The sequence below is a fragment of the Westiellopsis prolifica IICB1 genome (assembly GCF_004323185.1).
In the GTDB taxonomy this organism is placed as follows: domain Bacteria; phylum Cyanobacteriota; class Cyanobacteriia; order Cyanobacteriales; family Nostocaceae; genus Pelatocladus; species Pelatocladus prolificus_A.
The window spans coordinates 602974-625230 of record NZ_NAPS01000002.1 but is presented as its reverse complement, the minus strand read 5'-3'; the positions used below and the strand labels follow the sequence as shown (position 1 = coordinate 625230).

Annotated in this window: 20 protein-coding genes and 1 tRNA gene; 7 read left to right on the top strand and 14 right to left on the bottom strand. The window is 41.7% G+C overall.

The annotated features are described in order from the left end of the window. Positions 1 to 105: 105 nt before the first annotated feature. Positions 106 to 2559, bottom strand: coding sequence for an ATP-dependent Clp protease ATP-binding subunit (locus B4U84_RS16945; protein ID WP_131119613.1), 2454 nt, complete (start codon positions 2557 to 2559; stop codon positions 106 to 108). Positions 2560 to 2810: 251 nt separating this feature from the next. Between B4U84_RS16945 and B4U84_RS16940 the strand changes: the two genes are divergently transcribed. Continuing rightward, positions 2811 to 3092: a DUF3288 family protein gene (locus tag B4U84_RS16940; protein ID WP_017310272.1), complete on the top strand. Its 282-nt coding sequence runs from the start codon at positions 2811 to 2813 to the stop codon at positions 3090 to 3092. 24 nt (positions 3093 to 3116) lie between these two features. Here the strand turns inward: B4U84_RS16940 and B4U84_RS16935 are convergent, their stop codons facing one another. Together B4U84_RS16935 and B4U84_RS16930 are read right to left on the bottom strand one after the other, a co-directional pair. Further along, positions 3117 to 4532 (bottom strand): MlaD family protein, encoded by a 1416-nt coding sequence (locus B4U84_RS16935; RefSeq protein ID WP_131119610.1) that lies wholly within the window; start codon positions 4530 to 4532, stop codon positions 3117 to 3119. Positions 4533 to 4712: 180 nt separating this feature from the next. Further along, positions 4713 to 5501 (bottom strand): ABC transporter ATP-binding protein, encoded by a 789-nt coding sequence (locus tag B4U84_RS16930; RefSeq protein ID WP_131119608.1) that lies wholly within the window; start codon positions 5499 to 5501, stop codon positions 4713 to 4715. 136 nt (positions 5502 to 5637) lie between these two features. On the opposite strand from B4U84_RS16930, the gene B4U84_RS16925 reads away from it, so the two are divergent. The 4 genes from B4U84_RS16925 to B4U84_RS16910 all read left to right on the top strand — a co-directional run bounded on the left by B4U84_RS16925 (position 5638) and on the right by B4U84_RS16910 (position 9845). Then, positions 5638 to 7155, top strand: coding sequence for a phytoene desaturase family protein (locus B4U84_RS16925; RefSeq protein WP_131119606.1), 1518 nt, complete (start codon positions 5638 to 5640; stop codon positions 7153 to 7155). 231 nt (positions 7156 to 7386) lie between these two features. After that, a complete protein-coding gene (locus tag B4U84_RS16920; RefSeq protein WP_131119604.1) occupies positions 7387 to 8646 on the top strand; it encodes a hypothetical protein in 1260 nt (419 codons plus the stop codon). A 114-nt stretch (positions 8647 to 8760) separates the two neighbouring features. Then, positions 8761 to 9687 (top strand): TIGR04168 family protein, encoded by a 927-nt coding sequence (locus tag B4U84_RS16915; protein ID WP_017310267.1) that lies wholly within the window; start codon positions 8761 to 8763, stop codon positions 9685 to 9687. A 73-nt stretch (positions 9688 to 9760) separates the two neighbouring features. Next, positions 9761 to 9845, top strand: a tRNA-Ser gene (locus B4U84_RS16910). 256 nt (positions 9846 to 10101) lie between these two features. Here the strand turns inward: B4U84_RS16910 and B4U84_RS16905 are convergent. From B4U84_RS16905 to B4U84_RS16890, 4 genes are all read right to left on the bottom strand, one after another. Next, positions 10102 to 10812: an actin-binding WH2 domain-containing protein gene (locus B4U84_RS16905; RefSeq protein ID WP_131119602.1), complete on the bottom strand. Its 711-nt coding sequence runs from the start codon at positions 10810 to 10812 to the stop codon at positions 10102 to 10104. Positions 10813 to 11036: 224 nt separating this feature from the next. After that, entirely contained in the window at positions 11037 to 11282 is a 246-nt protein-coding gene (locus B4U84_RS16900; RefSeq protein ID WP_131119601.1) for a hypothetical protein, read from the bottom strand. A 55-nt stretch (positions 11283 to 11337) separates the two neighbouring features. Further along, positions 11338 to 11979: a phosphatase PAP2 family protein gene (locus tag B4U84_RS16895; RefSeq protein ID WP_131119599.1), complete on the bottom strand. Its 642-nt coding sequence runs from the start codon at positions 11977 to 11979 to the stop codon at positions 11338 to 11340. Between the two features lie 74 nt (positions 11980 to 12053). After that, positions 12054 to 12266, bottom strand: a complete 213-nt coding sequence (locus B4U84_RS16890) for a helix-turn-helix domain-containing protein (protein ID WP_017310264.1) — start codon at positions 12264 to 12266, stop codon at positions 12054 to 12056. Positions 12267 to 12464: 198 nt separating this feature from the next. Here B4U84_RS16890 and B4U84_RS16885 point away from each other — a divergent pair, with 198 nt between their 5' ends. Further along, positions 12465 to 12968, top strand: a complete 504-nt coding sequence (locus tag B4U84_RS16885; protein WP_017310263.1) for a hypothetical protein — start codon at positions 12465 to 12467, stop codon at positions 12966 to 12968. Between the two features lie 309 nt (positions 12969 to 13277). Here the strand turns inward: B4U84_RS16885 and B4U84_RS16880 are convergent, their stop codons facing one another. After that, positions 13278 to 14180, bottom strand: coding sequence for a S1 RNA-binding domain-containing protein (locus B4U84_RS16880; protein WP_017310262.1), 903 nt, complete (start codon positions 14178 to 14180; stop codon positions 13278 to 13280). Between the two features lie 107 nt (positions 14181 to 14287). After that, positions 14288 to 15034: a dienelactone hydrolase family protein gene (locus tag B4U84_RS16875; RefSeq protein WP_017310261.1), complete on the bottom strand. Its 747-nt coding sequence runs from the start codon at positions 15032 to 15034 to the stop codon at positions 14288 to 14290. Positions 15035 to 15332: 298 nt separating this feature from the next. Here B4U84_RS16875 and B4U84_RS16870 point away from each other — a divergent pair, with 298 nt between their 5' ends. Then, positions 15333 to 16316 (top strand): GntR family transcriptional regulator, encoded by a 984-nt coding sequence (locus B4U84_RS16870; protein WP_017310260.1) that lies wholly within the window; start codon positions 15333 to 15335, stop codon positions 16314 to 16316. A 7-nt stretch (positions 16317 to 16323) separates the two neighbouring features. On the opposite strand, the gene B4U84_RS31635 is transcribed toward B4U84_RS16870, so the two are convergent. From B4U84_RS31635 to clpX, 5 genes are all read right to left on the bottom strand, one after another. Beyond that, the gene (locus B4U84_RS31635; protein WP_242677657.1) at positions 16324 to 17319 is read right to left on the bottom strand and encodes a M48 family metalloprotease; all 996 of its coding nucleotides are present in this window, start codon (positions 17317 to 17319) and stop codon (positions 16324 to 16326) included. A 62-nt stretch (positions 17320 to 17381) separates the two neighbouring features. After that, complete coding sequence (locus B4U84_RS16860; protein WP_131119597.1) at positions 17382 to 18401, bottom strand: hypothetical protein; 1020 nt, start codon at positions 18399 to 18401, stop codon at positions 17382 to 17384. A gap of 255 nt (positions 18402 to 18656) precedes the next feature. Further along, positions 18657 to 19127 carry a hypothetical protein gene (locus tag B4U84_RS16855; protein ID WP_131119595.1) on the bottom strand — a complete coding sequence of 157 codons (471 nt, stop codon included), beginning with the start codon at positions 19125 to 19127 and terminating at the stop codon, positions 18657 to 18659. 766 nt (positions 19128 to 19893) lie between these two features. After that, a complete protein-coding gene (locus tag B4U84_RS16850) occupies positions 19894 to 20805 on the bottom strand; it encodes an alpha/beta fold hydrolase (protein WP_131119593.1) in 912 nt (303 codons plus the stop codon). 111 nt (positions 20806 to 20916) lie between these two features. Further along, positions 20917 to 22257 (bottom strand): ATP-dependent protease ATP-binding subunit ClpX, encoded by a 1341-nt coding sequence (clpX, locus tag B4U84_RS16845; protein ID WP_026081865.1) that lies wholly within the window; start codon positions 22255 to 22257, stop codon positions 20917 to 20919.

The window sequence follows — 22257 nt, the reverse complement described above, 5'->3', positions numbered from 1 at the left end:
TTTCACCCAATATTGCCAGAGGCTTATCAAAATCGCTCCTTTAGGCTACATAGGAGCGACAGTCTTTTTCAACAATGTTAGCGCAACAACGTGAATGTATAAATCTTAGCCTACATTTGCCAATATGAACTCTCTGGTTTCTGATTTGTTGATTGTGACTTGTCCATCATCGTCAACATCGACAATGGCTGTATCACCTTCACCAATTTGACCAGATAACAATGCTTCTGCTAGAGAATCTTCTAAGAGGCGCATTATCGCCCGACGTAAGGGTCTAGCACCATAGCTGGGGTTGTAACCTTCTTGAAGTACACGCTCTTTGAAGCGATCGCTCACCTCTAAAGTGATATCTTTTTCAGTTAAGCGGCCAGCAACTTCTTTGAGCATGATCTCAGCGATTTGCTTGACTTCCTCTTTCTTGAGTTGAGTAAAGACAATAATCTCATCAAGACGGTTGAGGAACTCTGGACGGAAGTAATTCTTCATTTCTTCGTTCACCAAGTTACGAATCCGGTTGTAACTTGCTTCGGCTTCGTTTTCGTTGAATTGGAAGCCTAAACCGCCACCACCTTTTTCGATGACTCGTGAACCAATATTAGAAGTCAAGATAATCAAGGTGTTCTTGAAGTCTACTTTTCGACCTTTAGCATCAGTGAGATGACCGTCATCCAACATTTGCAGCAGCATATTGAATACATCGGGGTGCGCTTTTTCGATTTCGTCGAATAGCAACACTGTGTATGGTCTGCGGCGGACAGCTTCGGTCAATTGTCCACCTTCGTCATAGCCGACAAAACCAGGAGGCGAACCAATTAGCTTGGAGACGGTATGACGTTCCATGAATTCTGACATATCCAGACGAATCATGGCTTCTTCAGAACCGAAGAAGTAAGCGGCTAAGGACTTAGCCAATTCAGTCTTACCAACTCCCGTAGGCCCAGAGAAGATAAAGCTAGCAATGGGTCGATTGGGATTCTTCAAGCCGACACGAGCGCGACGAATCGCACGGGATACAGCCGTAACTGCTTGCTCTTGACCAATGAGGCGCTGATGCAGGGTATCTTCTAAGTGCAGCAACATCTCAGACTCAGATTCGGTCAATTTGTTGACTGGTACGCCAGTCCAAGAGGCGACGATTTGGGCGATGTCCTCTTCGTCAACTACGAGAGGCTTGACAGATTTATCAGTTTGTGCATCTAATAATTGAGCTTCGAGTTCCAACTCGCGATCGCGTAATTCTCCAGCTTTGTCAAAATCTTGCGCTCTAACAGCTTCGTCTTTAATTTTACCGACAGCAGTTAATTGGCGCTTGATTTCGCGATTCGCAGAAACCATCGAACTCCGCAGACGCACACGGCTACCAGCTTCATCAATCAAATCGATGGCTTTATCTGGCAAGAAGCGATCGCTAATATAACGATCAGATAAATTAGCAGCTGCAACCAATGCTTGGTCAGTAATTTCTACTCTATGGTGTTGTTCGTATACTGAACGCAAACCTTGGAGAATCTGAATTGTTTCTTCTACCGAAGGTTCACCAACCATAATCGGTTGGAAACGACGCTCTAGTGCAGCATCGCGTTCGATATGCTGACGATACTCATCAAGGGTAGTTGCACCAATGCACTGGAGTTCACCTCTAGCCAATGCGGGTTTGAGTATGTTAGCAGCATCCATACCACCTTCTACACCACCAGCACCAACGAGGGTGTGAATCTCATCGATTACCAGAACGATATTACCCGCAGTGCGGATTTCGTCCATGATTTTCTTCAGACGTTCTTCAAAATCGCCACGGAAGCGAGTACCTGCTACCACTGACCCCATATCAAGACTGATGACTTGTTTGTCTTGCAAAATATCGGGGACATCTTGGTTGTGAATGCGTTGTGCTAAACCTTCCGCGATCGCAGTTTTACCAACTCCCGGTTCACCAATCAATACGGGGTTGTTTTTCGTGCGACGACCAAGAATCTGGATAGCGCGTTCAATTTCTTTTTCACGACCAACTACAGGATCGAGCTTACCTTCTTGTGCTAATTTGGTGAGATTTCTGCCAAATTCTTCTAAACTCAAATTTTGGCTGCGTCTAGGACTGGTATTAGCACCTACAGTTGTGGGTGTAACTTCACCTAATATACGAATAACTGTGCTGCGGATATTGTTGAGGTCAACACCCAAATTTTGCAGTACTTTGGCAGCAACTCCTTCCCCTGCTTCAGTTAATCCTAATAGTAAGTGTTCAGTACCAATATAGTTATGTCCTAAACTACGAGCTTCTTTAAATGATTGCTCGAATAAGGTTTTAACTTTCGGGGTAAAAGGAATTTCTGGTGGTAAGTAGCCAGAACCCCGACCAATAATTCTTTCGACTTCGCGACGTGCTTCTTTGAGAGTAACGCCCAATTCAGTCAGCACTTTGGCAGCAACCCCATTTCCTTCTCCCAGCAAACCCAGGAGAATTTGTTCAGTTCCTACGAAGTTGTGACCCAGTCTTCGGGCTTCCTCCTGAGCGAGCATAACTACTTTAATAGCTTCGGAAGTGAAATGTTCAAACATAGCGGGTTTTGCTCCCTTGCTGCTTGGGCTTCGGGTAAAGTCAATTTCACCCTCACCTGAACTTTTGTCTACTTTTCTTAAAGACAATGTATCTTTATTTTAAGTTTAACGGCAGTGAGGAGAGCCGTAAGATTTTAGGTAGGGTAGCCGTCTGTTAGGGCATTGGGCATGGGGGATTGGGCATGGGGGATTGGGCATTGGGCAGTGACCCTTGACTATTGACTATTGACTAACAACTAAACTAAATGTTTATGAATAAAGATCAACAACATCCTTTATATAATCGCGATCGCTCGATTGTGGAAAGTTTACTAGTTGGTGAGGCGACAGAGTATAATTTGGCAGAATTAGCGAGATTGCGAATCCGTTATCACGGCTTTCCCGGTGCAAGGGATATTCAAAGCGACTTGGATAAAATACTACAACAGTGGGGTCTAACGGAAGCGGAGCTATTTGACAAGACTCGCGCCATTCACGCCGTTGGTGGAATTTATAAAAGCCGCTCTAAAAAAGATGAACAAGATTGGAATTAGTCAATGGTCAATGGTCATTATCGTTTATTTTCCCGCTTGTCCCCGATCCTTACTATATTCACGTAATTTCTGCAATAGCTTTTCTTGAGATTGTGAGGTAGTAAACTCAATTGCTGTTGGTTGAATTTCTTTGCTTGCACTCGTCAGTGTTGTGGGTGGAAGATTAAATTGAATTTCTGGTTGGTCTTTGTTTTTTGGTTGATTTTTGTTTGTCGTTAATGTTGTGGCTTTGGGATTTTTTACGGCTGTTTTGACTGCATCAAGTGTAGATGCAACTTCAATTTGTTGCTCTATTTGCTCAGTAGAAGACAGTAATTTACCTAAACCATTTACCAGGTTTCTGACATTTTCTCGAAAATTTGGATCACCAGTCAATTCGTCTAAATCAGAAGTGATTTTCTCGACGTTTTCAAATGTTACTCTGGCAGAATCTAGAGTTTGTTGCAACACCAAAATATTATTAGGATTGTTAAGCGCTTGGCTCGCATCCCGCAAATTAGCTGAAGCTTGTGCTGCATTTGCAGAGAGTGTTTCTAAATTTTGAATTAACTCTCCTTGTGTCAAGCGATTGATGGTTGGTGATAAGCTGCTAACTGTAGTTCTGAGTTCAGTTGTAGTTGACCTAATATTATTTAAAGTGCCAACCAGTGAAGAACGATTACTTGTGAGCAAGGTATCCAGATTTTTGAGCAGTTGACTTGCTTGATTTGCTGTGAGGCTGAGATCCTTTGCTGTGGTACTAAATTGACTAGTTGTTTGAGTAGCAGATGCGGTGATTTTATCGGCTGCATTTGCCACTGAATTTGTAGCAGTTGACAAGCCACTTATTTGTTTTTGCGTACTTTTTGTTAAGTTGGAAAGATCGCGACTAAGAACAACAACTTGAGCAGCCGCTTTTGAAGCATTGACTAATGTATTGTTGAGATTATCGTAGATTTGGGGTTGAGTATAAAGATTAGCAAAAACAGTACTGCTACGAATTAATTCATCCAAACTGATGCCAATTTGACCTTTTAATCGTGAACCATTACAAACGATGAGATTCGGGTCGCAATTTCTATCTAATGGTTTAGCAATCGTACCACTTGGTAATGGTGATTTCGGTGTGATGTCAACTATGCTTTCGTTAATCAGACCCGATTGATTCGCTTCTACTTTGACATCACGAGGGATAATTAGGTTAGGATTGGCAATTTCTATTTCTACTTCTACATTGTTAGGTCTTGGTCGAATTGCAGAAATATTACCGACTTTGACGCCGCGAAAGCGAACAACTGTTCCTTTTTGCATCCCACCAGCATTTGCAAATTCAACAAAAGCTTTGTATGAACTCGCAGCAGCACTAAATCTTGTTAACCAGAGGATAATTACTCCAAACACACCTACTCCAACGAGGAGCAGTAAACCCACAGAACCTTCTCGAAAAGTGCGCGATCGCATTTTTTTATCCTCCCACTCAGATTTTTAGATTTTAGATTAGGTTGTGGTTTGTTGGTTGTCATTGGGGATCAGGGATCAGGGATCGGGGATCGGGGATCGGGGATTGATAGGTGTTTATTCTCTCCCTTGTCCTCCCTGTCTCCCTTGTCCTCCCTGTCTCCCTTGTCTCCTTCCGATCCGTCATCCTGCTACTTGAATTGGTCCAAATATACTTCCACTCATAAATTGTCTAATTAAAGGATTATCTGTGTGGTCTAATTCACTGACTGCCCCTTGCCACTGTACTGTACCGTGATAGAGAAATATTAGCCTATCTGCTGTTCTGCGGATGGTGCTTTCTTGGTGAGTGACAATTGCGTAGGTGCTACAAACTCCTTGTGTTGATCGCAATTGTCGAATTAAATCTTCGATGACTGTTGAGGCGATGGGGTCGAGTCCGGCCGTGGGTTCATCGTATAGTAAAACCTCTGCTCCTTCTTTGGGATTTTCCGGGTTAGACATAATTGCGCGAGCAAAACTTACCCGTTTTCGCATCCCTCCAGATAGTTCCGCAGGATAGCGATCGCCTATTCCTGGTAAACCCACCATCTCTAATTTTTCCTCAACTAGTTCACGAACTCGCGATCGCGGTAGTTTTGAGTTTTGATAGAGAAAAAACCCGACATTTTCATCGACTGTCAGTGAATCAAATAAGGCCGCCTGCTGAAACACCATACCAATACCAACTGAATCGGCTGCATCTTCAATTAATCCTTCTCGGCGCACACCTTGCACAATAATTTCTCCAGCATCAGGAGCAATCAAACCCGCAATTATACGTAGAATTGTTGATTTACCAGTACCACTAGGTCCAATTATTCCTAATGCTTCTCCCCGGTAAATAGTCAAATCCATGTTATCTAATACCTTATTGTCACCAAAGGATTTAGAAACACCTTTTAGTTCGATTAATGGTTGGTCATTGGTCATTGGTCATTGGTCATTGGTCATTGGTCATTGGTCATTGGTAGAGACGCGATAAATCGCGTCTGTACAATAGTCATTGGTCATTGGGCATTAGTCATTTGTTATTAGTATTAAACAAAAGACAAAGGACAAATGACAAATGACAAAGGACAAATATGATGTCATCGTCATAGGTAGCGGGATTGGTGGGTTGTGTGCTGCGGCCTTACTTGCACGTTATGGTAAACGGGTAGTTGTCTGTGAAAGTCACACAATTGCTGGTGGTGCTGCTCATAATTTTAAACGTCGGGGATTTGAGTTTGATTCTGGCCCTTCATTTTACTGTGGTTTAACCGATATCCAGAGTTTGAATCCTCTGAAACAAGTTTTAGATGCGATCGGTGAATCTGTGACAGCCATACGCTATGACCCATTAGGACATTACCATTTTCCCGAAGGTACTTTGGCAGTTTATAGTGATGGCGATCGCTATCGTGAAGAAGTAGCTAAAATTACTTCTGTTGGTGCAAAGGAATTAGAACAGTTTGAACGTCGCCTCTTGCCTTTGTATGATGCGATGAAAGGCATTCCGACTCTAGCGCTGAGAGCAGATTGGCAATTACTCCCTCTGCTTCTGGGACATTACTCCCCATGTTTGTTAAAAATGCTACCTAACCTGCCGCTTTTGCAAGCTTCTGTGGGTAGTGTAATTGATGCTACAGTAAAAGACCCTTGGGTCAGACGGTTGATTGACCTAGAATGTTTTCTCTTATCAGGTTTAAAAGCACACGGTACAATTGCCCCCGAAGTAGCTTTTATGTTAGGTGAACGTACTCGTGCTGGTGTTGAGTATCCTGTGGGTGGTAGTGGAGCGATTGTTAACGCTTTGGTACGGGGGTTAGAACGCTGGGGTGGTAAGTTGCTGCTGGGGTGTCATGTTGAGCAAATTTTAGTGGAATCGGGAAAAGTTGTCGGTGTGCGGTTGCGATCGCGATCTATCTTGCAAGCGCCTATAGTAATTTCTAATGCCAGTATTTGGGATACTTACACTCAACTATTAGATTCTGATCACTTACCTGCATCTGCTCGCCAAGCAGCTTTAGCTACACCCGCAGTCGCAAGTTTTATGCATTTACACTTAGGCATTCGTGCTGATGGTTTAGAAAATTTAACGGGACATCACGTAGTAGTTCACGATGCTAACAAAGATATCACCACACCAGGGAACACTTGTATGGTGTCAATCCCCAGCGTTTGGGATGCAAAACTTGCCCCTGAAGGACACCACGTAGTCCATGCTTACACCCTAGAATCTTATATTGATTGGGAACGCGATGATGGATATGAACACAAGAAACGGGAAAAAGCACAAACTTTGTATCGCGCCTTAGAGAAAATTATCCCGGATATTAGAGAGCGTGTAGTATTAGAACTCATCGGTACACCCCTAACTCATGCTGATTATTTACGAAGATATCAGGGAACCTACGGTCCTGCGATCGCAGCAGGTAAGGGTATGTTTCCGGGAACCCATACACCCATACAAGGTTTGTATCGTGTAGGTGATAGCACTATGCCAGGAATTGGTGTCCCTGCGGTAGCTGCGTCTGGTATTTTGTGCGCGAATACGTTGGTGAGTGTCAAGCAAATGCAGGAATTGTTGAAGTCTTATAGCTGACAAATTGCTTTTAGAATTTAAATTCTTTGTGTCTTAGTGTCTTGGTGTTTCAAAGATTATCTTTTTCACCACCAAGACACTAAGACACCAAGAAAAATTCATTTCAAGTCTGATACCTTAACAGAGGTAGGGTTATCACTTAATAAATTAATGTTAAGCAATAGAAACTAAATTAGAGGCAAGCTATTCTGACTATTTAACCCCAAAAATCTACCTTAAGTGGGTTTTTATATGAAATTGACTACTTTAAAAATTCCATTTGCGTTAATCCTGGTTAGCGTTAGTCTTTCACAACCAACTTATTCTCAAACTCCCATATCAAAAACCTCTAAATTATCTCAAGAAGTTGCTGTACTACGACAACAAGGTCCAAAGGGTTTGGAAGTATTTCTCAAATCCCACGCCAATGAATTAAACTCTTCTTCACAAATTCGCCAAGCTTTAGATAAACTCTGCCAACAACGAGATTGTTACGCCTCGAAGTTATATTGGTATACTGACTTAGAGCAAGCAAAAGCAGCTGCGAAAGCTAGTGGTAAACCAATTCTATCTCTGCGGTTGCTGGGTAATTTAGATACGGATCTCAGTTGTGCTAACAGTCGATTTTTTCGAGTCGCACTATATCCGAATGCAGAAATATCTCAAAAATTAAGAAAGGATTTTATCTTACACTGGCAATCAGTCCGTCCTGTACCAAAAGTAACGATTGATTTTGGTGATGGACGGAAGTTAGAACGCACAATTACAGGTAACAGTATTCATTACATTTTAGATAGTTCCGGTCGTCCAATAGATGCTATTCCAGGATTGTACGGGCCGAAAGCTTTTCTACGTCAACTCCAGCAGGCGGAATTAGCGACAAAACAATATAGCAAGCTTGGCAAATCACAACAGGAAGCTTTTTTACAAAAATACCATCGCGATCGCCTCAATAGCATCCAAACCCAATGGACAGCAGATTTATCAAAGTTGGGTATCCAGTCAGCACCAAGATTAGTAGAATCTCCGAGTAATTCTAGTCAAATTCCCAACGCTACTGTTGCAGGGTCACTGGCAGTAACTAAAATGAGAGTGGAAAGCCCCATGCTGAACACACTCCAACCAGGACAAAATAATCCTTCGGAAATTACCGATCAAGCAGCTTGGAATCGCATCGCCAGACTTTATATAAGTGATGCCAAACTAGATCAAAACAGTATTGCTGTGATTCGAGCGAAAAAGTTTCAGTCTGCTAATAGTCAAAAAGACGGTTTAGCGAGAGTGGTAAATAACTTTGAAACTGCGATCGCTCTCGATACAGTCAGAAATGAATATATGCTACACAGACAAATTCATCAATGGTTTGTACAGGATAATAATCAAACTAGTAATTTAGACGCATTGAATGAAAAAGTTTACGCCGAACTGTTTTTAACTCCCAGTTCCGATCCTTGGTTAGGACTCGCACCCGATGACGTTTACAGTGCAATTGATAATGATGGTGTAAAGTGATAGTTATCAGTTATTAGTGAACAATTATCAAGTGAAATCATAAGACAATTTTGGGAGTTATGACAAAATCGTTATGGATTGCCTATCCTGGAAGCATATGGCAAGGAAAGTGGCATGACCAGTCAGACAATTAGTTTAAAAACATTGAAAATCGCTGTAGTTGGAGATGTTCACGATCAATGGGAAGTGGAGGATGCTAATGCACTCAAGCATCTTGGTGTTGACTTAGTGCTGTTTGTCGGAGACTTTGGTAACGAGTCGGTAGAAGTGGTAAGAGCGATCGCATCCCTTGAAATTCCCAAGGCAGCAGTGATGGGAAACCACGATGCATGGTACACTGCCACAGAATGGGGACGAAAAAAGTGTCCCTACGACCGTTCTCAAGAAGATTGGGTGCAGGAACAGCTAGATTTATTAGGTGCAGCCCATGTTGGTTATGGGAAGCTCGATATTCCTGCTTTTAACTTGACAGTGGTCGGGGGACGTCCCTTTACTTGGGGTGGACCGGAGTGGCGATTTGCTGACATCTGCAAAGAACGGTATGGTGTAAAGGATCTGGATGAGTCCGCCGTCCGGATTTTTGCCGCAGTCAAAAAGGCTGCTTATGAGACAATTATTTTTGTGGGTCATAATGGCCCTTCTGGGTTAGGCGATCGCCCCGAAGACCCTTGTGGTAAAGATTGGCACCCTATCGGCGGTGATTTTGGCGATCCTGATTTAGCTGAGGCGATATCTCTTACTCTCACTGCTGGTAAAACTGTTCCTTTGGTAACATTTGGTCATATGCACCAGACATTACGACACACCAAAAAAGTGTTGCGAAAGCGCGTGTTTACTAGTCCAGAGGGAACAGTTTACTTAAATGCGGCGAGTGTACCGAGAATCGTGGATAGTGATGGTCAAAAATTGCGGAATTTCTCGATTGTTCTGCTGGAAGATGGAGTAGTTTCCCAAGCTTCTAGTGTCTGGGTTAGTAATGACTACAAAGTGGCTGAAGAAATTTTGTATGAAAAATCCCGTTCAGTAGTGCAAACTGCATGAATTTGAGTTATGATTATTTACTGGTCAGCTTTTTTAGCTGACGGCTGACGAACACACTTCGGCAGCTTTTTTTGGAGAGGTGGCAGAGTGGTCGAATGCGCTCGACTTGAAATCGAGTGATGTGAAAGCATCCGTGGGTTCGAATCCCACCCTCTCCGCTTAACAATTAAAAATTAAAAATTAAAAATTAAAAATTAAAAATTGGGAGAATGTCCCTATTTGCAGTCTTTGGTGGAGACTATGATTGCACCAAGAATACGTGTGAGTTCTTCGGCTTCTGTTTGGAGTTGGCTAATCCTTTCTTGAGGTACTATTCCAGATGCAACGAGTAAAAGTGCGATCGCAAATATCTTTTTTCACAAATGAAAGTTAATGAAAACCAAATACAGTATGGTAGATGCATTATTACTGTGTTTAACGGAAACCCAATATTTCTGAAATCGCCGCTACGATATCAAGATAGATGCTACCACCTCGTACCGAGCGAAACAATTCAAAGGAAGTTTTAGGATCACCAAAAAAAGGTCGGAGAGTCCATCCTAGCTGCATACCAACAAAGGCATAAAGCAACAGCCAGGATCTTAAAATAGTAGTGCGAGTTCCTTTACCAACCTCATCTTGTTGGGAAAGCAACTGCATTCCTTCATAAAGAAATTTAACACCAAAAGAACCTGTAACCGCAAAAATGAACACATTTAACAGTTTAAAAAATTGGTAGGAATCAGGAGCAGTGATCAGAAAAAATAGCGTTACTGGCGCCAAACTAAAAAGCAGAACACTAATCACAGACATAGCTGTGAGCAATACTACTAAATGCTGTTGAATGGTACTACGGGAACCAAATAAAACATTAAAAAAGTACAAAGTTGGCAAACAAATTATTAGCGTTAATAAGTATAAAATCGGCAATTTAATCGCAGCAGATAATGCTTGCATCCAACTATGAGATGCACCAATAATCGCACCATAAATAGCAAAGAAAATTGAACTAGTAACCAGTAGAGAACTTGCTTTGGTTTCTAATCTTGTTCTTTGACGAATTTCTTCTAGGAAAGCTTGGCGATCGCGCAGTAAACTAATCTGCACCGCAAAGTATTTTTTTCCCTGGAACTGCCGTATAGTCATGCTATCTTCACACCTTTGTCATGAAGTAAAATGATCAAACCGAAAAATCACTACCAAAGTGATACTTCGCAAGTATCAATTCAGCCAAGGATATAAATGATAACAATCATAACAAGTCGGCAAAGTCGTTTTTCGGAAAACCTTGATTGCTTGTCCCCTCTTTCCTAGTCAAACTATGACAAGGTCAAAACTTACAAGATAGATTTCTCCGCGTTTAGGATATATTATTGTGCGTTTTGCTGCCATGCTTCTTCCTCTAGAGCAAACCAGTCTTCCGTAAGATGGCGATCGCGTTCTGCACGACGGATAGCACCTTGTTTTAATTGCTCTCGTAGTCTGTGTTTGTGAATTTGAGCAATGTAATTGTGAATAGCTTCGTCTATGAAGCGACTTATATCTCCTTTTGGTGCAAACTGATCTAGCAATTCTAAAGTTTTATCGGGTAAGGTCACATTAATGCGGCGATACATACACCATCAACTCCACATTAAGAATGTGTAATTATAGTGTATCTATAAGTTCTTGCTAATTTCGCTCATTTGATGTTGAACGTCTACCCGACGTCCTATATATTCGCCACATTTCCAAACTCAATATACAAGTCATTAACCAGACGACACCCGCAGCATAACCAGCTATCACATCAGTCGGCCAGTGTACGCCAAGATAAAGCCGACTAAAACCAATTGCTATAATCAAAATAATGGTGAATGTAAAAATCCATGCTCGCCAACGATGATACCGCTTTGCGATTAGATAGCCAATGAAACCATAAATTACTAATGAAATCATCGCATGACCGCTAGGAAAACTGTATTGACCGACGTCAACAATACGATTCCATAGTTGCGGGCGCGCCCTACCAAATAGCACTTTGAGTAAATAATTTAAGCTGATCGCACCAACTGCGGCAATACCCAAAGTAGTTGCTTGCGAACGATGGCGATAATACAGTAATCTGATTGCTATTCCTAAACAAATCAGCAGCAAAAAGATCGGTTCACCCAAAAAAGTGATACCCAACATCATGTGATTGCCAATGGGTGTATGCATCTGCCGAATTGCTAGTAAAATGCTTTTGTCGAACCTTTGAGTTTCTTGTTCTAGAACTTCATCGGCGATTTGAGCAAATACCCACAAAGCTAGGGCTGAAAGTAACAGCCCCATTAACCGAATGCTGAATATTAAGGAAAAAATCCGCGATCGCATCTAATACCAGTTTTGTTGTATAGTAATATTCCCTATTCTTCTACTACCTCAACTAAGTCTTCAATCATCACATCCAATGCTCGCGCCATTTTCAAAATAGAGGTAAAATCTACCATTGCTAACCCTGGCGATCGCGCGTAGGCTCTGACTGAACTATAGGCTACTCCCGAATAGTCAGAGACATCCTTGAGCGTCCAACCCTTTTCACCTGCAAATTCCTTAATCCGTAGCCTAATTAGCCCCATTTTTTATCTTGACAAACGATGAAATTATATCGTTTAATTATTACACTTTAAATTAAAAAACGATCACCCCCGGCGTAGGAAACTGAAGGGCGATCGCTTTTGCATTAAATTAAATCTCTTCTTCAAACGGATACACCATCCGTAACAAGTTATCCGCCAAGGAATTTGGATGTATCCATCTCAAAAGGATTTGTCTATATGTTATCATCACCTACACCAAAAGCGATTGTCATCCGTGAGTCAAAAATTGTCCATAAGTCGTCAATCATCAATCCATTAGCCAGATTTGTCACCGAAGAAGCTGTTTGCTTGATGTTAAATATTCAACCAGAGAATATTTATGTTGTAGAATGCTGGCGCTACATGGTTTACGTCCATGGTAAAGGTGTGAGTAAGTTTGTCAGTTATGCAGATTTTCCGCCAATTCTGGGAGTCAAGCCACCAACCCAATCAGAAACAGCTAAATGGCGTAGGCGTTGGCGAAAAAATTTAAACCCTGAATACAGAAAGCAAGCACCTAAATGGTGGGCAAAGTTTTTTGCAGGTGAAGCTTCCCAAGCCCCTTGCAAGCCAACGTTGGAAAGTTGGAGCAATTTAGTAGAGTCAATTAAATTTGCATTTAATGAAGAAAGCTGGGAAATACTACGGAAAAATTTGTTAGTAAAAAAAACAATCACTAATACCATTTCACAAAAAATCTGATACAAATACAGACCCTGTACCAGACGCGAAATTACCCTGCGGGAACGCTAAAAGCGAATGCGTCTGGTACAAATTCATATGTATCGCTATTAACGTGAAATAGTATAACAGCTAACCCCTAACCACCAAACCTTTCAAGATGTCAATCTAGAGAATGAAAATTTCTTGGTGTCTTAGTGTCTTGGTGTTAAAAAATACTTTTTCACCACAAAGCCACAGAGACACAAAGAGGAAATATATCTTCTTAAGTTAGATCATCGTTCTTTTTCTATCCACTTTGAAAGGCCTAATGCTAACCACTAGTGAAAATTATTCAGTAATTTTTTTCCTGGCTCTTTCTGCACGTGCTTCAGCACTTGTCATGACTTCATCCATGTTTTCTAGCATTTCCCCAGGGAAATTTTCTAAGACTCTGGTGGAAAGAGCAACCCGATTTTTGCCCTCATCTAAGTCAATTATTACGGCTTTGATTGACTGACCAACTTGGAATACTTTTTCCAGATTGTCAATAAATTTCTGAGTAATTTGCTTGATGTGAAGTAAAGCGCTGACGCCATCTAAATCTACAAATACACCAAAGGGTCTGATACCACTAATTTTCCCTTCTACTAACTGACCTAGTTCAAAGGTACTGAAGCTCGCAGAACGAGTTGCCAAACGCTGGGAAAGTATAAGTTTTTTATTATTGCGATCGATCTCTAAAAAACTAACAGTCAGAGTTTGTCCTTTGAGGGATTCTAAGTTATCACGTTCGAGCAGGTGCGATCGCGGAATAAATCCCCGTAGTCCCAGAATATCAACAGTAACACCGCCTTTATTGACATTGAATACCCGGACTTCTACTGTCTGGGAATTATCCTGCATTTGGGCTAGTCGTTCCCAAATATGTTTAATTTCTAATTGTCGCCGCGAAAGTGTAACTTGCCCTTCTGCGTCTTGTTCGCGAATGATTAAAAATTCTAATTCCTCATTGAGTGGTAGCACCTCTGACAAATCTGTTACATTTCTCAAAGCAGCCTCTTCACGGGGAATAAAGGCAGACGATTTACCACCAATATCTACATAAGCGCCATCTGGGTCTAACTGGAATACCTTCCCATGTACTACCTGTCCTCTTTGAAACTGGTAATCATGTTTTTCCAACGCTTTAGCAAAATCGTCCATTGAAAAAGATGAATTGGCTTTTTGAGAAAATTTAGTTTCAGAATTCATGACTTGTGCAGACAAATTGTTAATTAGTCAATAGTCAATAGTCAATAGTCCAGAGTTTTTAATGACCATTGACCATTGACCATTGACCCTCGACCATTGACCATTGACTATTGTTGTAGCTGCTGTGCAAACAGTTGTTTTACCTGTTCCCAAGCATCAGCTGCAGCTATAGGATTATAGCTGGCACGTTGCTCACAGAAAAATCCGTGATCAGCTCCATCGTAGCGAAACACGCGATGGGGAATCTTATATTTTTCTAACTCTGCTTCAATTTGGTTTACCTGTTCAGCAGGAATAGTGGTATCTTTCATCCCAAAGAAAGCGTAGAGAGTGCCTGGAATATCTTTTGTACGAGTGATAGTAGCATCGCCACCTCCTGGTGTGGCGTTAGTAATGCGTGCGCCGTAGAAGGAAGCAGTTGCTTTGATATCTGGAAGAGTAGCAGCAAGATAGGCAACATGACCGCCAAAGCAGAAACCTATACAACCAAAACCATCTTGTTTTACTTGTGGTAGAGTTTTGAGGTAGTCGATCGCGCTTTGAATATCGCTGAGTAATTCTGATGCTTGGCTTTGTTCCCAAGCGTAGACTCTACCCACTTCTATATCTGCTGGTGTGTAACCTGTTTCAAAACCAGGGGCGACACGTTCAAACAGTGCGGGAGCGATCGCCACATAGCCTTCACGAGCAATACGTTCTGTAACATCGCGGATATGCGAGTTCACTCCAAAAATTTCTTGCAAGACTATAACTCCTGGATAGCAGCCTGGTTCTTGAGGCTGGGCTAGGTAAGCAGCTATCTCGAAATCAGCTTGCGAAAGATTAACTTTTGCGGTGTCAATTGCTTGTACCATAACAATTTTTACCAGTAATATGTATTATTTAGATATATCTATAGATATACTGATGCAAGTGTTTCTTATACTATGCCAAATCAAATTATTAACTACTGGCAATGAATGTACTATAAATTTCCCTGAAATAATTTGAATCTATAAATAGAATATTTAACAAGTAAAATTTGTAGCTGGTTAAAGAATGCTACTAACGTAGTATGGGAAAAAGTACTATGCATTAAAACAGGGTAAAAATAAACTATATAAACCTTGTAGCCTTCTACTTTTTTGTACCAGCACCTTTGGAGGCTTGGTAATGATTCAGTTCCGTATTCAGCCAGACAGTGAAATTCCTGCATCAAATCAGTTGTTTAATCAAATCAGATTTGCGATCGCATCTCGGCAATATCCCCCTGGGTACAAGTTACCAAGTACACGGGCGCTGGCTATGCAAACCGGGCTACACCGTAATACCATTAGCAAGGTTTACCGCCAACTCGAAGATGACGGACTAGTAGAAAGTCTTGCTGGTTCCGGTATTTACGTCCGCGCCCAAGGTCATGAAGGTGGTAGCAAGCTGCAATCACCAATTCTCAAAGAAAATCCCCAAGCATACAAGGTTGTTCAACAAGCACTTGATGAGTTGTTGTCTCATGGCTGTTCACTCAACCAAGCACGAGAAATATTTCTCGCGGAAATAGACTGGCGCTTGCGTTGTAGTGCGCGGGTATTGGTAGCGGTTCCTGCTGGTGACATTGGTGCTGGGGAATTGATGGTGTATGAATTAGAACAAAGTCTCAAAATACCAGTACAGCTTGTCACAATGGAAGAATTGCCTGTTGTACTTGAGAAAACCTCCTCTGCTACAGTTGTCACCAGTCGGTATTTTATCGGAGAAGTAGAAGTAATTGCTGCTCCAAAAGCAGTGCGAGTCATTCCTTTGGATATTTACGACTATGCTAAAGAAATCAATCTTTTGAAAAATCTACCAAAAGATAGTTGTGTTGGTATTGTCAGCCTCAGCCCTGGTATAGCCCGCGCCGCAGAAGTTATCCTCCACGGTTTTCGAGGAGATGAACTACTGGTGATGACAGCCCAACCCAAGGATACTTACAAAATGCACGCCATAGTCAAGCGGGCGCAGATCATCATTAGTGACCAAGCAAGTTTTGTTGCTGTCCAAGCAGCAGTACAAGCAGTGCAAGAAGACATCATTCGTCCACCCAAGCTAGTACGTTGTGAAAATTATATCGGTATTACATCGATTAATTTGCTCAAAAGAGAGTTAGGTTTAAGTTAGTTAGTGGTTAGTCGTTAGTGGTTGATAACCAATGACAAATAGCCATAATCGCACCTGTATTGACAAAAACTTTACCACCGGGTAAAGCAAAAGCGTTGAAAGAATCTTGTTTGACAACATAAAATTCGTATTTGAAATCATTGCGTCCCATCAAATTGGCAAGATCATTACCAATGCGACTAACGTATTCCAGAACTTGGGGGTCATCTATTAGGGTTAATTCCTCTTTGTAGACTTTAGCAAAAGATTCTCCCATCCCTGATTCGCCTTGTAGCAGCAACTTACCGAGTTCCACAACTTGGCCAGTTCCGCTACCAGTAAATGCACCGACTATACCACCCAAAATTCCTTGGGTAACGACTTTTTCGTTGAGTTTGCTACGGAAACGCTTAAAATTCTTTTCGGCTATCTTGAGAAATTCGGGTGCTTCTGGATTTTGAGGATAAACAATCGCAAATTGACGAGCAATAATTGAAGATTCCAGCCACTTGTCATCTTCTTCTAGAGCTTTAATGAGAGCTTTATTTAACTCTACCGAATCAGGAAAAGCTGTAACTCCTTTTTCTAAAATGGGAATTACATCTTTTTGGGAGCCATATTTCTCAGCTGCTTCCCCATAGAGTTGATAAGCAGGAATAAATTGTGGTTCTTTCTCCAGCAACGTTTGTAATGGCGTAAAAATTTTACTGGTAAGTCCCTCTTGCATTCCTTGTGTTGCATTGCGCCAGTAAACCTGACCTGCGCCGGAGAGTTGTTGAGGATCGGTAATGGGTTTGGGGATGATGTTTGTTCCGTTTTTCTCTTTGGGAAATGGCGGTTTGACTTGACGGTAGAGTTTTTCTGCGCCTGCGGTGTTACCTGCAAGGTAAAGCTTGTCTGCTTCAACGAGGGTTTGGTTGATGTTAGCTGTTTGGGCTGGGGAAATTATTGGAAGTAGCAGGTTGAGGCTGAGAAAGAGAACCGTACCTAGTAATGCAATGATTAAATACTGTAGTTTTTTCATTTTTGCAGCCTACTGTCTAGATTGAACAATTAATATGGTGTGGGAGGATATAAAGGTATTGGTTATGATGCCCACTTCCAAGGATCTAACCAGCGAAGTCCAACATTTCCGTCCCCTCTACCAGTCAGCGTAACTTCAAGGAATGCTGGACCACGAGGAGCAGCATCTCCATCTATGCCCGAACCATCACCATCTAGGTCTGGAAGTCCCCAACATCCTGAGTAGAGTAACCAAGAATGCTTGGTATTGAGACTATTGCTAACGCGAGGCAGATACTCTACATGTCCCTGTGACTGCCACAAATTTGTTCCCCTGTGACTTTCTGAGCGTCTAGTATTAGGAATTTCTAGTTTTCGATCTGGTAAGGTTGTCCAATTGGTTTCGTCAGGGTTAGGGTAGCTTGCATGTCCACCTAAGCCAACATAAACTTCGGGATGGTTGGAATTTTTGAAAAATCTTAATCGATCTAATCCAATTGTTTTAGGAGGATCGAGGTGTTGGGCATAGGCTGCTCGATTAAGTATCCACTGCTTTCCATCCGATTTCAAGAAGAGTGTAATACCCTCCCAATCACCTTGATGTGTATTGTAACCTCCATGAGCAGCCCAATTACTAAGAGGATAGAAGAAGTAATAGTTAATTGCTAACTCATTTATTTTTGAGTTATTTAGTACTGATGCGTAAACTTTCCCAGTAGCAGAAGAGGGAAAAGGAGGAGCCAGGTCAAAATAAGTTTCGCTATCCCCCTTTCTTGATTTTCTTTCTTTTCCGTCTTTTGTCCTTGATCGCTTCTGATAGGAAGGAGATAATACTATCTCTTTAGCGTCATAAGGAAATTTAATTTCATCTTCTGATTCAAAATAAAGAACAGGTGCAAAGTAATTTACTAGCTCTTCAACCCCCTTAAGATTTATAATCTTTCCGGTTTTTCCAGTTGGATCGCTTTGCACTGGATATACTTGATTTGTGTTAGATATTTCAGGGCGTTCAGCAACAAAAAGAGCAACTAGTTCATCCTTTTTCTGAGAATCTTTACTAAACAACTGAAATTTAATTTCTTCCACAAATGGTTGATTTGGCACTTGAAGCCCACTTATTTTTAGTTGGGGTTTACCTTCTAGCTGACCTAAATCAACTTAGTTAAAACTCAAAACACCACACAACAGAAGTACGATCGCTCGTCTCACCAATCCCTCACCCAGAATCGCCCCCACAAAAGATGCGATCGCGATCGCCAATAACTTGACGTGACGCATTCTTCGTCTCCCATACACGGATTTCTATAAACAAACCACAGTTATTTCTTCTTTATAGGGAACACTAAGAACAATAAAGCTTTATCTAAAAAGCGTTTGTTTTACTCCTGTGCCAAAAGTTAGAGTTCCTTTTGTTAAGCAAATCGATCTAGAAGTTGGCATTGCAGTATATTCAAACTCACCATTTGTTTTAATTCCCAATGTTGTATCGGTTTGACCGTCATTGTGATAATCTACGTCGTAAACTTTGAGATCACGAGCTACTCGATAAACAACGCGATCGCCACTTACCCATCCTTGAGACTTCCATCCTTTAACTGTCAAAGTTAATCTAAAACCGTCCTTAGCGTTTTCCAGAGTTGCACTTTGAATTGTGTATTTTCTGATAGGTCCACCCTCTTGGATACCGCTACATTCAATAACTCCAACATTTTTTTCTCTCCTCGTTTGAGCTAATGCTGCTTGCTCATTCAACACTGGTATAACCGAATCAAAACCAAAAATAAAACTAAACAAAGTAATGATCGCACTAATATTTTTCCAACAAAACATAAATAAAATCCTTTATATTTTTTTGAATTAAGACAATAAAAGACCTAACAAGAAAAAATCTCATCCTTTCCTGCTAAATGAATTGCAACTTCTTGCGATAGAAATTGCTTTTTGTGCAAATGGTGAAATCAGTGCTAAATAACTACTTACCACCCAGAGGATCTAAGCAAATTTGCGGTAAAGTATTGCTTCTACGGGTTATTCAGCCAGTTTTTAGACTGATCGAGTCTTAAGATTTAATTTATATTCTTTATTTTCGTATGTTAAGTCTGGTATATTTTTATAAGGAAAATGCTGAAAACCCCAGAGAAACAGCAACACCGTTGGGCTTTTCGTGCTGTGTTATACCATTTCACAAAAATCTTGATACAAATACAGGTGTGTAGAGACGTAGCAATGCTACGTCTGGTACAAGATTCATATGTATCGCTATTAACGTGAAATATAGGACTCATATTTGATTTCTGAAATACACGTAGGGGAGGCAAAAAGGGGTGTAGATTTTCTTCCCCCTTTGTTGCCGTTGTGTTACGCCAAAGGCTAACGCACCAGTTAAGGATTTAGGTGCGTGATAGCTACGCTATAACACACCCTACAGATACTTAGATTTTTTCATAAATCAAATCGGACTCCTATAGTATTACCGGGGATGTAGGCGAAGCCTTCCCGTAGGGTAAGCTATCCCTCGGTGTTTACGCCTTAGTCATGTTAAAATTATTCAATCAGTACAAGATTTCAAAACCTACCCCCGGACTGGGGGAAAGTATTAAGCATTGACCATTGACAAAAATTCTTGCACCCTTTTTAAGTAAGTTGGTGCATCTTCCAACATTGGGAAATGGGCTGTCTTGCGAATCATCACATGTTCAACTGCTTGATTCAGTTTTGCTGCTTGACGTCCCATCTCGGCAGGGATAATTTTATCATACTCTCCTGAAACTAGCAGTGTCGGTACAGTAATCTTACTAAATTCCTGCGGCATTAATTCAGCAGCAGCTTTACTTACAGAAGTAAAAATTGTGCCTAAAGCTGCATCATAATCAGCGATCAGAAAATCTTGTAAAAAAGCCCGCCTTTCTGGTGCTGGGATGGGACGATGTAAAAATCGCGCTATGAACATCCTGTCTACCAACGGTATTTTTCCTAACCATTGAGGACGGAATTTGACAACGTAGCCACCAAATTTATGAAAAGCTGTGAACGCTTTTTCGTCGTACTCAAAAATACCACTACAAGTAAGAATTGCTTTTTCCACTCGTTCTGGATAGCGGTTGAGAAATAGAGTACCGATAGAAGCGCCCATTGAATGAGCATGGATATAAGCGCGTTGAATCTGTAACGAATCTAACAACGCTGCTAAATCATGCGCGTATTCTTCTAATTCGTAAGTTAAATCTGTAACTGCTTGTGATTTTTCTGGCGGTGAATCGGACTCGACAACAGCTTCACTAGCTTTCGTGACAGCAGTCGGCTTACCACGGGAACGCCCGAACCCCCGTAAATCATAAAGCAGACAATCGAATTGTTCAAGCAAAGCTGCGGCAGTACTCTGCCAGTATCTACTAGAACCAGCCCAACCATGCACAAAAACCATCACTGGTTTGGGTTGAGAAACCATCGATGATTCTCGTATCCACTCGTAATAATGCTCTACGCCACGGATATTAATGTAAGTCATCTCCACGAGGAGGTGGTGAGGAGTACGGGGAAGTGGGGAAGGGGGAGATGGAAAGGGTTAGAAGATTCTGTCCCTGTGTCACCTTGTCGCCGTGTCCCCTGACTTTATAGTTTATGCTGATTCTGGCTTGGGTAGGGAAGAAGGATGTACTAATAGTTCAGCAGTGGAACGCTTCTCTACCATTTCCCGTGTGACAGTGCAGCGAGTCACGTCCTTACGAGACGGTAACTCATACATGACATCAAGCATTAGTTCTTCAACAATACCCCGCAGCGCCCTTGCACCAGTTTTGCGGCGGTAGGCTTCTTGAGCGATCGCTCGCAAAGCTTCTGCTTTAAAGTCCAGCTGCACGTTGTCCATTTTCAATAGTTTCTGGTACTGCTTAACTAAAGCACTACGTGGTTGAGTCAAGATTGCCATCAACGCTTCTTCGTCTAGTGGATCTACAACTGCTACCATTGGCACACGCCCAATAAATTCTGGAATCATGCCAAATTTGACTAGGTCATCCGGTTCTAAATGGCGCAGAGTATCTGCTGCACGCTTTTCTTTCGTTTGGCCTTCTCCTGGTTGCACAAAGCCTATTGACTTTTTGCCAGTTCTCTGCTCTACAACCTTCTCTAAGCCCACAAAAGCACCGCCGCAGATAAACAAAATATTACTCGTGTCAATCTGGATGCAGTCTTGATAAGGGTGCTTGCGTCCGCCTTGGGGAGGTACGTTAGCAACAGTTCCTTCGAGCATTTTCAGCAAAGCTTGCTGTACACCTTCACCAGAAACATCCCGTGTTATCGATGGGTTTTCACTCTTACGAGCAATTTTATCGATTTCGTCGATGTAGATAATTCCCCGCTGCGCTTCTTCGACATCCAAATCTGCTACTTGCAGCAGTCGCAACAAAATATTTTCTACATCTTCGCCCACATATCCTGCTTCTGTCAGGGTAGTCGCATCAGCAACAGCAAACGGCACATCTAGAATTTTGGCTAGAGTCTGAGCAAGTAGAGTTTTACCACAACCAGTAGGTCCAATCAACAGAATGTTGGACTTTTGTAGCTCAACGGCATCATCATTTGCACCTTTGCCATTGTTTTTGGACTGAATGATTGCTAGTCGCTTATAGTGATTGTAAACAGCTACTGATAGTACTTTTTTGGCTTCGTCTTGCCCGATCACATGTTCGTCTAGATAATTTTTAATCTCTCGCGGTTTGGGGATTTGATTTAACGAGAGATTGGAGGAGCGGACACGGCGCTTTTGAGGATCTTCTGACTTTTGTGTTGGTTGAGACGCCGCGCTATTTGTGTCGAGCAACTCCTCGTCTAGGATTTCATTACACAAGTCAACGCACTCATCGCAGATATAGACTCCCGGTCCAGCGATTAATTTACGCACCTGCTCCTGAGACTTGCCACAAAACGAACATTTTAAATGGGAGTCGTACTTAGACAT

Excerpts from the sequence above, each read along its gene's own strand:
- B4U84_RS16935 (WP_131119610.1), bottom strand. The coding sequence starts at position 4,532 with ATGCGATCGCGCACTTTTCGAGAAGGTTCTGTGGGTTTACTGCTCCTC.
- B4U84_RS16905 (WP_131119602.1), bottom strand. The coding sequence starts at position 10,812 with ATGACTATACGGCAGTTCCAGGGAAAAAAATACTTTGCGGTGCAGATT.
- B4U84_RS16945 (WP_131119613.1), bottom strand. The coding sequence starts at position 2,559 with ATGTTTGAACATTTCACTTCCGAAGCTATTAAAGTAGTTATGCTCGCT.
- B4U84_RS16855 (WP_131119595.1), bottom strand. The coding sequence starts at position 19,127 with ATGTTTTGTTGGAAAAATATTAGTGCGATCATTACTTTGTTTAGTTTT.
- B4U84_RS16890 (WP_017310264.1), bottom strand. The coding sequence starts at position 12,266 with ATGGGGCTAATTAGGCTACGGATTAAGGAATTTGCAGGTGAAAAGGGT.
- B4U84_RS16870 (WP_017310260.1), top strand. The coding sequence starts at position 15,333 with ATGATTCAGTTCCGTATTCAGCCAGACAGTGAAATTCCTGCATCAAAT.
- B4U84_RS16875 (WP_017310261.1), bottom strand. The coding sequence starts at position 15,034 with ATGGTACAAGCAATTGACACCGCAAAAGTTAATCTTTCGCAAGCTGAT.
- clpX (WP_026081865.1), bottom strand. The coding sequence starts at position 22,257 with ATGTCTAAGTACGACTCCCATTTAAAATGTTCGTTTTGTGGCAAGTCT.
- B4U84_RS16920 (WP_131119604.1), top strand. The coding sequence starts at position 7,387 with ATGAAATTGACTACTTTAAAAATTCCATTTGCGTTAATCCTGGTTAGC.
- B4U84_RS16940 (WP_017310272.1), top strand. The coding sequence starts at position 2,811 with ATGAATAAAGATCAACAACATCCTTTATATAATCGCGATCGCTCGATT.
- B4U84_RS16930 (WP_131119608.1), bottom strand. The coding sequence starts at position 5,501 with ATGACCAATGACCAACCATTAATCGAACTAAAAGGTGTTTCTAAATCC.
- B4U84_RS16880 (WP_017310262.1), bottom strand. The coding sequence starts at position 14,180 with ATGAATTCTGAAACTAAATTTTCTCAAAAAGCCAATTCATCTTTTTCA.
- B4U84_RS16915 (WP_017310267.1), top strand. The coding sequence starts at position 8,761 with ATGACCAGTCAGACAATTAGTTTAAAAACATTGAAAATCGCTGTAGTT.
- B4U84_RS31635 (WP_242677657.1), bottom strand. The coding sequence starts at position 17,319 with ATGAAAAAACTACAGTATTTAATCATTGCATTACTAGGTACGGTTCTC.
- B4U84_RS16895 (WP_131119599.1), bottom strand. The coding sequence starts at position 11,979 with ATGGGGCTGTTACTTTCAGCCCTAGCTTTGTGGGTATTTGCTCAAATC.
- B4U84_RS16925 (WP_131119606.1), top strand. The coding sequence starts at position 5,638 with ATGACAAAGGACAAATATGATGTCATCGTCATAGGTAGCGGGATTGGT.
- B4U84_RS16850 (WP_131119593.1), bottom strand. The coding sequence starts at position 20,805 with ATGACTTACATTAATATCCGTGGCGTAGAGCATTATTACGAGTGGATA.
- B4U84_RS16900 (WP_131119601.1), bottom strand. The coding sequence starts at position 11,282 with ATGTATCGCCGCATTAATGTGACCTTACCCGATAAAACTTTAGAATTG.
- B4U84_RS16885 (WP_017310263.1), top strand. The coding sequence starts at position 12,465 with ATGTTATCATCACCTACACCAAAAGCGATTGTCATCCGTGAGTCAAAA.